This is a genomic window from Pseudidiomarina terrestris (genome assembly GCF_030466375.1).
Taxonomy (GTDB): domain Bacteria; phylum Pseudomonadota; class Gammaproteobacteria; order Enterobacterales; family Alteromonadaceae; genus Pseudidiomarina; species Pseudidiomarina terrestris.
Map to the genome: position 1 here is coordinate 498,275 of NZ_JAGGJE010000001.1, position 13,561 is coordinate 511,835.

The 13,561-nt window shown below is 54.5% G+C and carries 11 protein-coding genes; 3 read left to right on the plus strand and 8 right to left on the minus strand.

From position 1 onward, the window contains the following. Positions 1-76: 76 nt before the first annotated feature. Both J6J28_RS02385 and J6J28_RS02390 read right to left on the minus strand, forming a co-directional pair. A complete protein-coding gene (locus tag J6J28_RS02385) occupies positions 77-763 on the minus strand; it encodes an anti-sigma factor (RefSeq protein ID WP_301719721.1) in 687 nt (228 codons plus the stop codon). Continuing rightward, a complete protein-coding gene (locus J6J28_RS02390) occupies positions 760-1,305 on the minus strand; it encodes a sigma-70 family RNA polymerase sigma factor (RefSeq protein ID WP_301719722.1) in 546 nt (181 codons plus the stop codon). The genes J6J28_RS02385 and J6J28_RS02390 overlap by 4 nt, the downstream gene beginning before the upstream one ends. Before the next feature lie 476 nt (positions 1,306-1,781). Between J6J28_RS02390 and J6J28_RS02395 the strand changes: the two genes are divergently transcribed. After that, positions 1,782-2,171, plus strand: coding sequence for a cytochrome c oxidase assembly factor Coa1 family protein (locus J6J28_RS02395; protein WP_301719723.1), 390 nt, complete (start codon positions 1,782-1,784; stop codon positions 2,169-2,171). A gap of 135 nt (positions 2,172-2,306) precedes the next feature. Further along, the gene (locus J6J28_RS02400) at positions 2,307-2,996 is read left to right on the plus strand and encodes a transposase (RefSeq protein ID WP_301719724.1); all 690 of its coding nucleotides are present in this window, start codon (positions 2,307-2,309) and stop codon (positions 2,994-2,996) included. Between the two features lie 60 nt (positions 2,997-3,056). Here the strand turns inward: J6J28_RS02400 and J6J28_RS02405 are convergent, their stop codons facing one another. Both J6J28_RS02405 and J6J28_RS02410 read right to left on the minus strand, forming a co-directional pair. Then, the gene (locus J6J28_RS02405) at positions 3,057-4,535 is read right to left on the minus strand and encodes an MBL fold metallo-hydrolase RNA specificity domain-containing protein (protein ID WP_301719725.1); all 1,479 of its coding nucleotides are present in this window, start codon (positions 4,533-4,535) and stop codon (positions 3,057-3,059) included. After that, on the minus strand, positions 4,535-4,894 hold the full coding sequence (locus J6J28_RS02410; RefSeq protein WP_301719726.1) for a hypothetical protein: 360 nt from the start codon (positions 4,892-4,894) through the stop codon (positions 4,535-4,537). Before J6J28_RS02410 ends, J6J28_RS02405 begins: the two co-directional genes overlap by 1 nt. Positions 4,895-5,094: 200 nt before the next feature. Between J6J28_RS02410 and J6J28_RS02415 the strand changes: the two genes are divergently transcribed. Then, positions 5,095-6,999 carry a polysaccharide biosynthesis protein gene (locus J6J28_RS02415; protein WP_301719727.1) on the plus strand — a complete coding sequence of 635 codons (1,905 nt, stop codon included), beginning with the start codon at positions 5,095-5,097 and terminating at the stop codon, positions 6,997-6,999. On the opposite strand, the gene J6J28_RS02420 is transcribed toward J6J28_RS02415, so the two are convergent. From J6J28_RS02420 to pdxR, 4 genes are all read right to left on the minus strand, one after another. Beyond that, positions 6,974-8,314 (minus strand): tetratricopeptide repeat-containing sulfotransferase family protein, encoded by a 1,341-nt coding sequence (locus J6J28_RS02420; protein ID WP_301719728.1) that lies wholly within the window; start codon positions 8,312-8,314, stop codon positions 6,974-6,976. The genes J6J28_RS02415 and J6J28_RS02420 overlap by 26 nt on opposite strands. Further along, a complete protein-coding gene (locus J6J28_RS02425) occupies positions 8,298-10,718 on the minus strand; it encodes a TonB-dependent receptor (RefSeq protein WP_301719729.1) in 2,421 nt (806 codons plus the stop codon). The genes J6J28_RS02420 and J6J28_RS02425 overlap by 17 nt, the downstream gene beginning before the upstream one ends. A 32-nt stretch (positions 10,719-10,750) precedes the next feature. Further along, complete coding sequence (locus J6J28_RS02430; RefSeq protein ID WP_301719730.1) at positions 10,751-11,608, minus strand: carbon-nitrogen hydrolase family protein; 858 nt, start codon at positions 11,606-11,608, stop codon at positions 10,751-10,753. A gap of 66 nt (positions 11,609-11,674) precedes the next feature. After that, positions 11,675-13,552: a MocR-like pyridoxine biosynthesis transcription factor PdxR gene (gene pdxR, locus J6J28_RS02435; protein WP_301719731.1), complete on the minus strand. Its 1,878-nt coding sequence runs from the start codon at positions 13,550-13,552 to the stop codon at positions 11,675-11,677. Between the last annotated feature and the right edge of the window lie 9 nt (positions 13,553-13,561).

Consider the following 13,561-nt stretch of genomic DNA (forward strand, 5'->3'; position numbering starts at 1 on the left):
GTTGTCTTGCTTAACTAACTACGATTGCGAGGATGTCTTAGATGCAAAAAAAGATGAAAAAACAGTCAGTATTATTTTAAGTCTTTGAAACTACAACAAAGTCAGTTGTGAAAAGCACAGGGCCACTGGGCACTGCGAGCGGTGAACCGCCGAGTGGTTCACGACTGACGGCCAGGGCTGCGATGTTTTGCAGATCGACATTTGCCGGTACGTTCAGCGTTCGTGTTCCTTGTTGCGGTAACAGGCCTAAACTAATCGGGGCTGCCCCTCCTTCAGGAAGCATCCAGAGCTCGTAATCCTCGTTGGCGAGCGGGTCGATAGCGCCTACGGCGGCGACGTCGAGCACTTGTTCACGTTGTTCGAGCAGCCACAAGGTGCGGGCATCGCTATTTTGGATAACAGCGATACGCTCAGCCTGGGGCACGCCTGGCATGGGGGCGAGCAAGGTCTGACTTAACGTGACCACGACCAGAATTGCCGCCAGTGTTGCGGTCAACCAGCGCCACCCTCTGTTTGATGTGACTTGCTGTCTGCGCCAGCCAAGGCGGCGTTCGATGGCCTCCCAGGCGCTTTTCGGAGCGGACTTGTCCGGCAGTTGGGCCGCGAGCTCATTCAGATGTTGCTCCCAGAAGGTGACTTCGTCTCTGAGTTTTGGATACTCCATGAGCAGGCGCTGGAATTTAGCGCGTGCCTGGCCGCGCATGCTGCCCAGTACATAACGGGCGGCGAGTTGGTGTTGGCGTTCGGTCGATTGATAGTTCATCGTTGTAAGCACCCCTTCAGGCTGTCCAGACCGCGGCGGATCCAGCTTTTAACTGTTCCTAGTGCCTCGCTTAAGTAAGCACTAACTTCGTGATGGCTGAGGCCGTAGATAAAGGCGAGCTGAATGCTTTGCCGTGTGCTGGGCTGCAGTTCGTCGAGGCAGCGTTCGAGTTGTTCGGCGTTTTCACTATTGCTCAACTTTATGTCCAGGTGGTCATCTTCGCTGCTGGGGAGATCAGGTAATGCGTCGCTGCCGAGGGTTTGGTTACCCTTACTGCGGAGCATATCGATGGAGCGATAGCGCACCATGCTGATTAGCCAGTTCATGACGCTGCCGCGCTGGACTGAGTAGTCGCTGGCGCTGTGCCAGACTTTGATGAAGGCGTCCTGCAGGGCTTCTTCTGCCCAGTCTTCGCGGCGCAGGATGTGCAGGCTGACGGAAAACAGTTTGTCGGATGTGGCGAGATACAGCTGTTGGAATGCCTCCCGGTTGCCCAGGGCTATCTGCTGCAGCTGCCGCCCCAGTTGTTCTGGCGTACTCATATGTGCTCCTTATTGTAGTTATGCTTCAGAGTATAGTACGTTTGATGCGCCGTGTTGGATGCACCGCAAAACCAAGAAAGGGCAGCCCTTTCATTTTGCCGCGCCTGGAAAAGGAAGGGCAGCCCTAACGATTTAAGGATGTCATCAGGAGCAAGGGCAGCCCTTTTTTATATAAGTGCTACTGCGTTCCTGATCGGGATATACTGTCAGAATGTGTTCACACTGTAGTGATTTAAGTGTGAGGCATAGATGAGTCATGGGTGAGGCATAGGTGAGTCAGGAATGAGTTAGTGATGAGTTAAGCGGGCGCATGCAGGAGTTACATTTAAGTCATGACTGAGTCGCGAATGACTCATGGATGAGTCACGCATGAATTTAAAGGTGATTCAGGTGCGACCCAGGAATGACTCAGGTATGAGTCATAGAGGACTCATAGATGAGTCAAGTAATATTTAGCTATGAGTAAAAGGTGGCCCGTGAAAAGAGATATTAAGTGGCTGATTATTGGATTGGGGATCGCTGCGGCCCTCATGGCGGTTTTTGTTTTGTTCGTCTATTTCGTGATGTCGCTGGTGAAAGGCGAAGCCTATGACTTGTCGCTCGCCGCTGTTTCTAAGCATGCGGCGGTTCAAGTTCTGCTTGGTGAGCCAATTGAACCCGGCTTTCTAGTACTCGGTAACGTAAACATCAGTGGGCCTGGCGGCAACGCGGAGCTACAGTACAGTATCTCTGGGCCCAAGGGGGAAGGTACAGTTTTTGCTTATGCGATTAGAGATACAGGGGAGTGGCAGTTGCAACGCGTAGTCGTGGATATCGATGGCGCCCACGAGCGCCTTCAAATCATCGCTCCGAACGACTCGCTTTAAACTCCAGAAAGGGCAGCCCTTCCGTTTTAAAGAGCTTTTGAAAAGGGAGGGCTGCCCTTCCTTTTTGGTTTCTGCTCAAGCAGCGAGGGCTGCCCTTGCTGCTATAATTAACCTCCAAACAACAAGGAGGTTGTTATGCCTAACGATAGAAGGAATGATGTACCTGGGGTCGCACTGCATATCACTCAGCGTGGGAACAATCGCCAGCTCATTTTTCGTGAGACCGAAGACTACCAGCGGTTTGCGGGATTGCTGATTAAGTACTCCGATAAATATGGTATTGCTGTGCACGCCTGGATGTTTATGCCGAATCACATTCACCTACTGGTGACGCCGGCAGAACGCAAAACCACAGGCCGGATGATGATGTGCATAAGTGGCGCTTACACTAGGTTTTACAACAACAAGTATAAGCGCACTGGGACCCTTTACGAAAAGCGCTATTTTTCAGCCTTAGTAGATGATGACGACTACGCGCTAACTATCTACCGCTATATTGAACTCAATCCGGTAAAGGCTGGGCTGGTCGCACATCCAAGGCAATGGCACTGGGGATCTTATCGTCACAATGCTGAGGGACTGCAGTCTTCATTCATCGTTCCGCACTTCTCTTTCCTTCGAATGGGCCGGAATTTACAAGAGTGCCAGAAAGTCTATCGAAACCTGGTCAACCAGACCGATGTCACGAGCGCCGTTTTTGATGCTCTTAGAGGTGAGATCAGGCGTGCGCAAATAAAGCAGTCTGCTTATGGAAGTGATGCCTTCCGGGAAAGAATGAGTACCAAACTGGGTTACCAATTACCAACAATAAAAACTGATAAATGATAAGGGAGGGCAGCCCTTCCTTGTAAGTGGGGCTATGAAATGTAAGGGCAGCCCTTCCTTCTAAGTTGGGCTATGAAATGTAAGGGCTGCCCTTTCTTGGAGTTTGGTGGCGAGGGCGCGGCGGGCGCTGCTGTCGCCGTGGATAAGGCGAACTTCGCCGACGGGGGGTGAGGCGGCGAGAACGAAGTCGATGAGTTCGGCCTGGTCGGCGTGGGCGGAGTAGCCGCCGAGGGTGTGTATGCCGGCGCGGATGGTGATGCGCTCGCCATCAAGTTCAACGTAACCGCCGTCGGGGCCGTATTCCTGAATGGCACGTCCCGGGGTGCCGCTGGCTTGATAACCGACGAAAAGGACGTCGGTGCGCGGGTCTGGTAAGAGTGCTTTCAGATAATTGACCATGCGGCCGCCGGCACACATTCCGCTGGCGGCAATGACGATGCAGGGTTCGCCCGAGGTGCGCAAAAAATTGACGATGTGTTCGTGATCGGCGTGGCTTGCGACCGTGTGCAGGCGTGAAAAATCAAGTGGATTGCGGCCTGCGGCGCGTCGCTGCAGTGCCTCTTGGTCCCACAAATGAGCGAGCTGCTGGTAAAGTGCAGTAAACTCTGCCGCCATTGGCGAGTCGAGAATGACGGTGATGGTCGGCCAGAAGCCGGCATTGCTGGCAATGAGATCTTCGATTTCATAGAGCAACTCCTGCGTGCGGCCAATGCTGAATGCCGGGATGAGCACCGCCCCACCATCACTAACGCAGCGCTCAATCACGGTTTTGAGGCGCACCGAGCGGTCCTGGCGTGATTCGTGCAAACGGTCGCCATAAGTGCTTTCTAAAAATAGCAGGTCGGCACGCTCCAGCGGTTGCGGATCCGGAAGTAATGGCGTATTGCGACAGCCAAGATCACCTGAAAATACCACTCGATAGCCCTCGGCAAGCGGATACAGCGACGCCACCTTGAGCGGCTGGTGCGCCCCAACAGCCCCAACACCCCGAACACCCCCAGGAGCACGCAAAGCCCCACCAGCATCGCCCCATTCAAACTCAACATAGGCTGAACCTAAGATATGTCCGGCCTGGCGAAACCTTACGCGCACAGCACGACCCGAGTTATCACAGGCAAGGGGCTGCCACTCGTCGTAGTCAAAAGGGATCAGCATGCGCCGCAGCCGCGACAGCACGCCGGCAATGAGGTCGCGGTCACGGGTTAAGCCGATTTTCAGGGCATCTTCGATAACCAGGGGTAATAGATGAGCCGTTGCCGAGGTACAAAAGATGGGGCCGTTAAACCCAGCCATCAGCAAATAAGGGATGCGGCCGACGTGGTCAATATGAGTGTGAGTGATGACTAACCCACGTACCGAGGCAAGCGAAAAGTCGATTTCAGAGGAAGCTGAAGTTGCGCCTGTACCGGAGGTTTCAGCACCCTGAAATAAGCCGCAATCGATGAGAACCGAGTCCGCGGGGCCCAGAAAAAGTTCGTGGCAGGATCCGGTCACACCCGCGAAAGCACCGTGATGCTTCACCTGCGGCTGGGCTGTCATTAACGTTTAAACTCGCTGGCAGGCATAGTTTCATGTTGCTGTGATGCCCGCTCGACCATGCTAATACAAACGCTAAGTGTCGCCACTAAAATGAGGGAGAAGGCACTGACCAATACCGGCAGGTTCTCGTAGAGCGTGACGTCACTCATGCCGAGCAGGGAAACATGCAGTGAAGCAAAGCCCGACAAAATGAAAAATGGGCCGCTCACGAGTGAGGCATTTATAAAGTTTTTGTGACCAAAACCAATAACCGCGCTACATACAATCGCTCCGATAGTAAGCAACCAGACCATCGGGTTACCACTAAAGCTAGCAATAACAAGCGCTAAGGCTGAGCAAATTGAGAGAGCAACGAACATTAAGCCTCACCATTCCATAGTAAAATTGGTCCAAAAAAACATTTATCATTCGTACATGACAAAAACAAAAAGCTAACACAGGTTATGAATATCTGCAAAGTAAAACTATCGTAAAGGTTGTCGGTGAGGCCTTCACTGGCTATACTCTTGCGCTTATTAGGAAGATAGAAATCCACCCATTTACTCGGATGTAAATACCCGTGAAGCTACTTACCTCATTGCTGCAACTCCCGCGTCCCGCGAAGCGCGCAATTAGCGTGATCATCGATATTTTTGCGATCCTGGCCTCTTTGACTCTGGCGCTTTTGCTAAGCCGTGATGTGTTTAGCATTAGTTCGGCAGTGAGCTGGCTGGGTGTGGTGACGTGGCTCTTGGTTGGATCTATAGCGGTATTCGTAAAGCTAGGGCTGTACCGAGCGGTGGTGCGCTATGTCTCAGTGCGTGCCTTTGGGGTGGTGCTGACCGGCGCAATCTTTTCAACTTTACTGCTGTATGGCTTGCTGTTCGCCTTTAATGTGAACCTACCAGCAACGGGCATCGTCAACTATGGCTTGACCACCTTGCTGCTGATCGGCGGTAGCCGTTTTGCCATGCGTGCGATTTACCATCGTATGGTCAGTCGTAAGAAAATCCCGGTGATGATTTACGGTGCGGGTTCAGCGGGGCGTCAGCTCGCCCAGGCGCTTAATAATGGAGAAGAGTTTTCGCCGGTGGTGCTGGTGGACGATGACAAGACGTTGCAAAAAACGGTGTTGCTGGGTATTCCCGTTATCGATCCTGCGCAGGTCCCCGATGCAGTTGAGGGACTGGGTATCGAGCGTATCTTACTGGCGTTGCCAAGTGCGTCGCGGGCCGTGCGTAAAACGATTCTTGAATCACTCGAAACCCTTAATGTTCGCGTGCAGACCGTGCCGGGTATGGCCGATATGGTGAATGGTGAGATGGCCATTGACCAGTTGCAGGATGTTCGTATCGAGGACTTGCTGGGCCGCGATCCCGTGGATCCGGACCCGGCGCTGATGCAGCAGCACATTCGTGGCAAAGTCGTGCTGGTCACAGGTGCGGGCGGCTCAATTGGTTCGGAGCTGTGCCGGCAGATTGTCATGCAGAAGCCGAAAGCGCTGGTGTTGTATGAGATTTCCGAGTTCGGTTTGTACAGCATTGAGCGGGAACTGCGGGAGATCATCAGTCGCCATAAGCTCGACGGCATCACGATTTATCCTATTATTGGCACCGTGCAGCGGCGCAATCGCATTGCTGCGGTGATGAAATCTTTTCACGTGCAAACGGTGTACCACGCGGCGGCGTATAAGCATGTGCCTTTGGTTGAGTTCAACATGGTCGAAGGTGTGCGTAACAATGTTTTCGGCACCTGGCACACGGCTGAGGCAGCGATTGCCGCAAATGTTGAGCTATTCGTGCTTATTTCGACCGACAAGGCAGTGCGGCCGACCAATGTGATGGGAACCACCAAACGTCTGTCTGAGCTGGTCCTGCAAGGACTGGCGCAACGTAATAGTTCAGCGACACGATTTGCGATGGTGCGCTTTGGTAACGTGCTGGGCTCGTCAGGTTCCGTGGTGCCGCTGTTTAAGAAGCAAATTGAACAGGGTGGACCGGTGACGGTGACTCATCCTGACATTACCCGCTATTTTATGACCATTCCCGAGGCCGCGCAGCTGGTGATCCAGGCCGGCACTATGGGAGACACGGGTGCGGTGTTTGTGCTCGACATGGGCGAGCCGGTGAAAATCGTCGATATGGCGCTAAAAATGATTCACTTGAGCGGGCTTGAGGTGCGTTCTGAAGCGCATCCTGACGGCGATATCGAGATTGTTTATTCTGGACTCCGGCCCGGCGAGAAGCTCTATGAGGAGCTGTTGATTGGTGACGATGTGGTCGCCTGCGATCACCCGCGCATCTGTCGCGCGCAAGAGCTGGCGCTGGACTGGCCCGCAGTCGAGGTTTTGCTGGAAGAATTAAATGATGCCTGTATTAATTTCCGCATCGACGAGCTACGCGCTATTTTGCTACGCGCTCCGACAGGTTACGCGCCAAGCGAAGAGGGCATTAACGATCTTATCTGGTCGCGAATGGCGGACTAAGCTGCGTGGCGCTGAGGTCTGTGGCGGGCCAGCCGTACTTCTTTGCGAGCCCGACCGAGCGCTGGTGCAGCTGACTCCGCACCTGACTGGCGCTGCCGGTGGTACTGGCCTTTTGGTTGTGCGATGCAAACTGCAGAGCCTGGCGTAGATCCTTTTGCTGCCAGTTAAGTCCACAGTAATCTGACACTTCTTTTAATGTCTGTTCTGGTGTGCCAACTAAGTCTTCATAGCTGACTTTGTGAATCGTCTTGGGCGACTGTGCGCAGGCATGTTCGCAGAGTGCGGTTACGGCTTCATAATACTGGCGAATTTCGGCGAGCGAATAGGACCATGGGTAAGCTTGGTTGAACAAGTGCTTCATCAGGGCGAGTTCATGATCTTGCTGGTCGCGGTGCATGTAGATCACTTTCGCATGGGGCAGCGCGCGCTGAATTAAACCGATATTCAGGAAGTTAAGGGGCAGTTTGTCGATAACAAACTCGCCTTCGGGCAACTGCGCCAGGTAGTCTGCGCCTAACTTCTGCCAGTCGACGTTGTCGACGTAACTGACCAGTTCGGTTTTGCTCTTCGGCCTGGCGTGCGGGCCGTTCTGCTTGATAAAGGCGCTTTGTAGCGCACGGCCCAGCAGTTGCGGGAAAAATGGCAGCTCGCCTGCGGCGACCACCCGCTTATCGCAACTGAGCATGCGCTCCAGCAGCGTCGACCCCACCCGCGGCAACCCCAAAACAAAAACACACTTCGAGGAAGGGCAGCCCTTCCTTTTGGAAGCCTCTTTAAAATCTAAGGGCTGCCCTTTCTTGCTGAGGGCGGCGATTGTATCGAGGTCGTCCTGGATGTTGTAGTTGAGGTGCTGGCGGCGCAGCGCGGCCGCGCAGAGCAGGTGCTGCCTGGCTTCGGCGTAGTTGCCGCAGTCTTCGTGTTCTTTCGCCAGTGCGTAGTTTAGCTCGACCTGCTGCTTGGGGCTGAGCGGTTTAGGGCTGCCCTTGCTTGCGGAGGTGTCGTCAGAATGTAAGGGCTGCCCTTTCTTGGTGAGGGCGGCGATGTGGTTGTGCTCTGGGGTCCAGCGGCGGAGGTTGCTGCGCATGTGCCAGGCGGCGGTGTCGTCGGGGTTGAGGTCGATGACTTGATTGAGCAGGGTTAAGGCCAGGTCCAGGTCGCCGGTGATGCGGGCGAGGCTGGCGTAGTTGTAGAGCAGAACCGGATGCCGGGGCGTCATGCGGACCGCCTCGGCATACAGGTTTAAGGCCTGGGTATAATCGCCGCGTTCGGTGGCCCGAAGCGCGGCGTCAGCCTTCGACTTACCAGCCGAATTCATAGCTGAATCGTACGCCGACCGTGCGTGGCTGGCTGATGTACTGCTTCGAGCTGTTGCCGTAGAAGTTTTCAGCCGGGTCGGTACCCATGTAGGCTTCAGATAACACGCCAGTGACCCCTTTTTCGTTGAAGATATTCTTAACGAACAGACTAACCTTCCACTCATCGGCGTGCAAGGTGGTGCTGGCATTGGTGATAAAGAAGCGTGGCAGGTCAATGTCAAACTTCGGATTATTGCCCAGCGCATTGCGTGAGTCGGACTGGAAGTAGGTACTGAAGTTGGTCACCAGGTACATGCCGGAAGCCAGGTCCATCGAATGGTTCAGGCCACCGCTAAAGGTATGCTCCGCCATCGACGGCAGCTGTTCACCGGCTTTTGCGTAGACGTAGCTGGAAGGCGAACTTGCCGTGCCGGAAGGTACTACCAGGTCGCGGCCAAGTTCAGCGTTGACGTAAGCATAGCCGACATTGTACTTGATGCTGTCGGTCAGGAAACCTTTGAGTTCGAGTTCCAGACCTTCTGATCGCGCTTTCTCACCGTTGACGGCGGCATAGAAGCCCCAGTTCGGTGTGGCCACGTTCAGTTGTGGGTCGTCCCAGTTCATGCGGAATACGGTCACCGAGTAATTGTGACGGTTCACTGTACCTTTAATACCGGTTTCCAGGTTGACCACGCTGTCCGGGCTGTAACGCAGGTACTCAGGGTTCTCAGCAAAGCCACCCGAGATAGGCACGGCGCTGGTACCGCCGCGGCGATAACCTTCAGAGATGGTGGCGTACCACATCATATCGTCAGAAATATCGTACGACGCGTTAAATTTAAACAGGGTGCCGTCGTCATCAAATTCTGAGTCAACGTTGGCCGGGCCCGGGTAAATTGGCAGCTCGATGGTGGTCTCATTGCTGATGTCATTGGTAAAATGACGTAGGCCAAGGGTGGTGCTAAAGCGGTCGGTAACATTCCAGGTCAGTTCCCCGTACACGGAAAGGTCGCGGATGTTGCGCTGATCGCGGTAGCGGAAATCCTGATCGCCAAGGACGCCGCCCCAACTGGCGAGTGTGTCGTCAAAGCCACTGGCCTCGGCCCACTCGCTAAAGCCAGGCATGAAGCTGTCCTGACCTGACGCTGTGTCTTTGTCCATGTAGAACGCACCAAGGATCCAATCAAAGGTATTCTCGCCCTGAGATACTAAACGCAGCTCCTGGGTAAAGCCGGATTCTTCATAGAAGCGTTCGGCGATAGCAAGTGGACGCGGGCTGCCACCATAGAACCAGGCAAACCAGTTGTTTTGTGCGTAGAAGCCGGTGTTGTCGCTGATCGAGCTACCGTCGTGGTCATAGTCAGAGGTAGTGGACGACAGCGAAGCAAAGCCCAGGTCCCACTCCAGCTCTAACGAGGTCAGGCTGACATCGCGCTCGGAAGGTTCGCGGTGTACCGCACCATTCTCGTACTCACCGTAGGACTGTTCTGTGCCACCCACCCAGTTGGTGCCGGTCGTGACTTGTCGACGGCCACCGATATCATCGCTCTGATAGTGATGGCTGAGCAGTGCCGAGAAGGTGGTGGAGGGCTGCCAGAGCAAGCTGACGCGACCGTAATCGATATCCACAGTGTCGGCATCTTCAATACTTGTAAATTGCGGGTCGCCACTGGCGATGTCACCGCCTTCAGCAACCGGGGCGCCCGAGTCATTCAGTTGATAAACATTGACGTAATCAACGATGCCATCGTTGTCGATGCGGCCAAAGAAACCGCGCACTGCCAGGGTGTCAGTGAGCGGCTGATTGACCAATACATCGTAGTTCTGATTAAAACCGTCTGAACCCTGTGTCTGGCTCAAACGTGCATCAACCCGCGCGTAGCCCTGATACAGATCAGGCTTGTTCAGGGTATAGCGCACGGTACCTGCCAGGGAGCCAGAACCGTACAACGTACCTTGTGGACCACGCAATATTTCTACTGCGTTGATGTCTTTCAGGATGAAGTTGGCGAACAGCGGCGTGTCGTTAACGTAAGTACTCACAGTTGGCACCGCATTCAGGGCAAAGTCACCGTTACCTGCTGAGTCAACGTTCATGCCGCGGATGACGATGTTGTTGATCACGCCGGAGTTGCGGTAGCCGCGATCGACCACGGTGATCCCCGGCGTTTCCCGCATCACATCAACTGAGTTGATGATAAGGCGTTCTTCCAGATCCTCACCGGACAACACCGAGATGTTGTAAGGAATTTCGTTGACCGTTTGCGGACGCCGCGTAGCCGTAACGACAATGCGTTCCGGCTCTTTCTGGGCTTTATCTTCGTCGCTCGCCGTCTCTTGGGCAAGTACCGGAGCACTGAGCCAGAGCGCGGAACTGATGGCTATCGCCAGTGGTGCAATTTTAAAGTTGTCTGTATGTTTCATCAGGATTCCCCTGTGGTTATTATGCAGTTTTATTATGTTTTTGTATTGGCTTTTGGCTTCGCCAGTGGACCCATCTGGTCCAGAGCAGACGAGCGTTGGCCCTGATATTGTGGAAAGCTGAGCGGGTGGTCACGGAAGCTTTTTAACGGCTGCCCCAGGCTATGCCACCCTTGTTCGCGCACCCGGCGCAGGTAATCTAGATCCAGGTCGACAACAATCGCTTCCAGATTGTCAGCGGCCTGGTGGATGACTTCGCCGCCGGGTCCGGCGACGATGGATTTGCCGTTGCCAAGGGGGGCTGCCGAATTGATGTCAATCATGTAGCACTGGTTAGTGGCGGCGCTGGAGCGTGCGATGGCAAGTTCCGTATCACGGTCAATAGTGTTGGTCAGAGTCGGATGCAGGATCACTTCGGCACCTTGCCAGGCCAGCGCGCGGATGGTTTCCGGAAACCACATGTCGTAACAGATAGAGAGGCCAAACTCACCGACCCCAGGAATGGTAAAGGTACGCGGTTCGGTACCGGCCGAAATACCCTCTTCATAAGGTAAAAAGGGAAACATCTTGCGGTAGCGGCAGACCACGTTACCCGCCGGGTCGTAGACCGAAGCGGTGTTATAAATCTGGTCACCGTCACGTTCGAACATCGAACCATTGCATAACCAGACACCGGCCTCGCGGGCAAGGTTCTGGTAGGCTTCGTCGGTGGCATTGGGAAAGGCTGCCGCATGGCGTGGCGCTGGGCCAAAGTTCGCCAGTTCGGGCAGCAGGATAAGTTGCACATTGGGGTAACGGCGTTTCGTCGCGAGCACATGCTGCTCGATGAGCGCAAAGTTATCCTCACTGGCACTTAGGCTAAGTTGAAGCCCGGCTAAGGTAAAAGCTGACATTCATAGCTCCGTTGACTGAAGTGCTATCAGCCTAAGAGCGCAACTGGTTTTCGAGTAGAGCCAGTTTCAGGTGACTTTATGGGCCAGATCATCGCTGGCAGGGGAAGGTGTCTTTTCTGTCGGGTCATGCAGCCGGTAAAAAGCGGAATCCACCAGCTTACCGTCGCGCACCCAGTTGATCCGATTTTTATAAAGGTAAATATCGAAGCCGAGGGTTTCGCCATAGGACCAGTCGCGCCATTGCCGGAACCAGCGATCGCCTTCCAGCCACCACTGACCTTTGTCCTGTCGCTCGTCCTGATAGCCTTCCCAGCCTGCCATGCTGCCATCGTGGTAAAGCCTGATGCGATAGGGGTCACCAAAAACGGTCTGGCCAATAAACTCAACCCGGCTGGCGAAATCGCGCAGTGCTTTGCCTTTTAACAGTTTGCCCCAGCTGATTTCAGGTTGGTTCTTGCTGTCCTGCTGTTCCCATTCGCGCATGATCTGAGCGAGCAACTCGACCCCTTCACGGATCTTCTCGGTCGGAATACTGCTGACCCCCAGGCGAAAATAGTGATGAGGATGCTCGCTACCAGCATAAAAACGCTCCACCGGCTCAATCAGAATGCCGTGTTTGGCCGCCTCAACAGCGAATTGCTGACTATTTAGCTGGCTGGGGCCTTCAATCCAGCAGGTGCTGCCGCCTACGGTGCGGGAGGTCACGATGCGGGTAGATAAATAATGATTCAGCGCCTCGCGCATCTCCTGCCAGCGACTGGCCATTTCCTGATTGAGCTTGCGCAGGGCTTGGTCGTAATAGCCAAGTGACAGGAAGAGTCCCATCACGCGCTGGTTGTTCGCCGGCGGATGTCTGGAAATCAGGGTACGCAGCTGGCGCGCCTGGCGAATCAGCGGTGCCGGACCGACCATAAAGCCTAACCGCAGCCCTGGCGCGAGCACTTTGGAAAAGCTGGAAACATAAATCACCCGGCCTTCGCTATCGAGGCTTTTTATGGCGGGGTGTGGCTGCGACATAAAATTGCTTTCACTGGCGTAGTCATCTTCGACCACGATGAAGTCATCCTGATTGGCTTTGGCGATAATGGCTTCGCGATGCTCCAGGGGCATGGTCACAGCCGTCGGCATCTGGTGGCTGGGGGTAACATAAAGCACATCGGTATGGGCCGGGATCTGGTCGAGACAGATGCCATTTTCATCGACCTCGGCACAGTGCAAAGGACTGTACGACTGATGCGCAAGCTGGCGGATGCCGGGGTAGCCGGGCTCTTCGGTGGTCACCAGGGTCTGGTTATTGAGCAACAGCCGCGAAAGCAAATACAGGCCATGCTGGGACCCTAATGTGACCAGGATCTCGTCGGGATTGGCATAGATGCCACGGCGCGGCAGGACCTTGGTGCGGATCTCTTCCGCCAGCAGGGGATCGTCATCATGGCCGCTGTCGGAGGCCCAGGTGCGAATTTCGCTGACGTTCAGGCTGAGTTTTGAGCATTCGCGCCATTGCTGGACAGGAAACAGGCTCGGATCAAACTGGCCGTCAATAAAAGGGTAAGGATACTGCTGCCAGTTATGTGGGTACGGTGGCGCCAGTTTATCAAGTCGCAGTTTGTTCATGCGACTTTGCCATTTTTGCTCGAGCTGCGGGCTATCGCTGGTCGCTGTGGCTTGCTCGGGCTCGGCCGCGTGCTGTTCGTAGATGTCGTCGCGCACGTAAATTCCGCTACGTTCTTTACTGACCAGGTAGCCTTCATCGATCAACTGCTCGTAGGCGTTGACCACGGTGTTACGAGCGATGCCAAGTTGCTCTGCGAGCTTACGTGAAGAGGGCATTTTGCTGCCACACGCAAAATGCCCGCTATGAATAGCGTGAATCAATTTCTGAATCAGCTGCTGCTGCAGGTTGGCAGTGCTGGTGCTGTCTAAAACAAATAGCGGTTGCATCATCACCGCAGT

Coding starts and splice junctions, on each gene's coding strand:
- J6J28_RS02425 (WP_301719729.1), bottom strand. CDS start 10,718: ATGAAACATACAGACAACTTTAAAATTGCACCACTGGCGATAGCCATC.
- J6J28_RS02430 (WP_301719730.1), bottom strand. CDS start 11,608: ATGTCAGCTTTTACCTTAGCCGGGCTTCAACTTAGCCTAAGTGCCAGT.
- J6J28_RS02400 (WP_301719724.1), top strand. CDS start 2,307: ATGCCTAACGATAGAAGGAATGATGTACCTGGGGTCGCACTGCATATC.
- J6J28_RS02420 (WP_301719728.1), bottom strand. CDS start 8,314: ATGAATTCGGCTGGTAAGTCGAAGGCTGACGCCGCGCTTCGGGCCACC.
- J6J28_RS02410 (WP_301719726.1), bottom strand. CDS start 4,894: ATGTTCGTTGCTCTCTCAATTTGCTCAGCCTTAGCGCTTGTTATTGCT.
- J6J28_RS02405 (WP_301719725.1), bottom strand. CDS start 4,535: ATGACAGCCCAGCCGCAGGTGAAGCATCACGGTGCTTTCGCGGGTGTG.
- J6J28_RS02390 (WP_301719722.1), bottom strand. CDS start 1,305: ATGAGTACGCCAGAACAACTGGGGCGGCAGCTGCAGCAGATAGCCCTG.
- J6J28_RS02385 (WP_301719721.1), bottom strand. CDS start 763: ATGAACTATCAATCGACCGAACGCCAACACCAACTCGCCGCCCGTTAT.
- pdxR (WP_301719731.1), bottom strand. CDS start 13,552: ATGATGCAACCGCTATTTGTTTTAGACAGCACCAGCACTGCCAACCTG.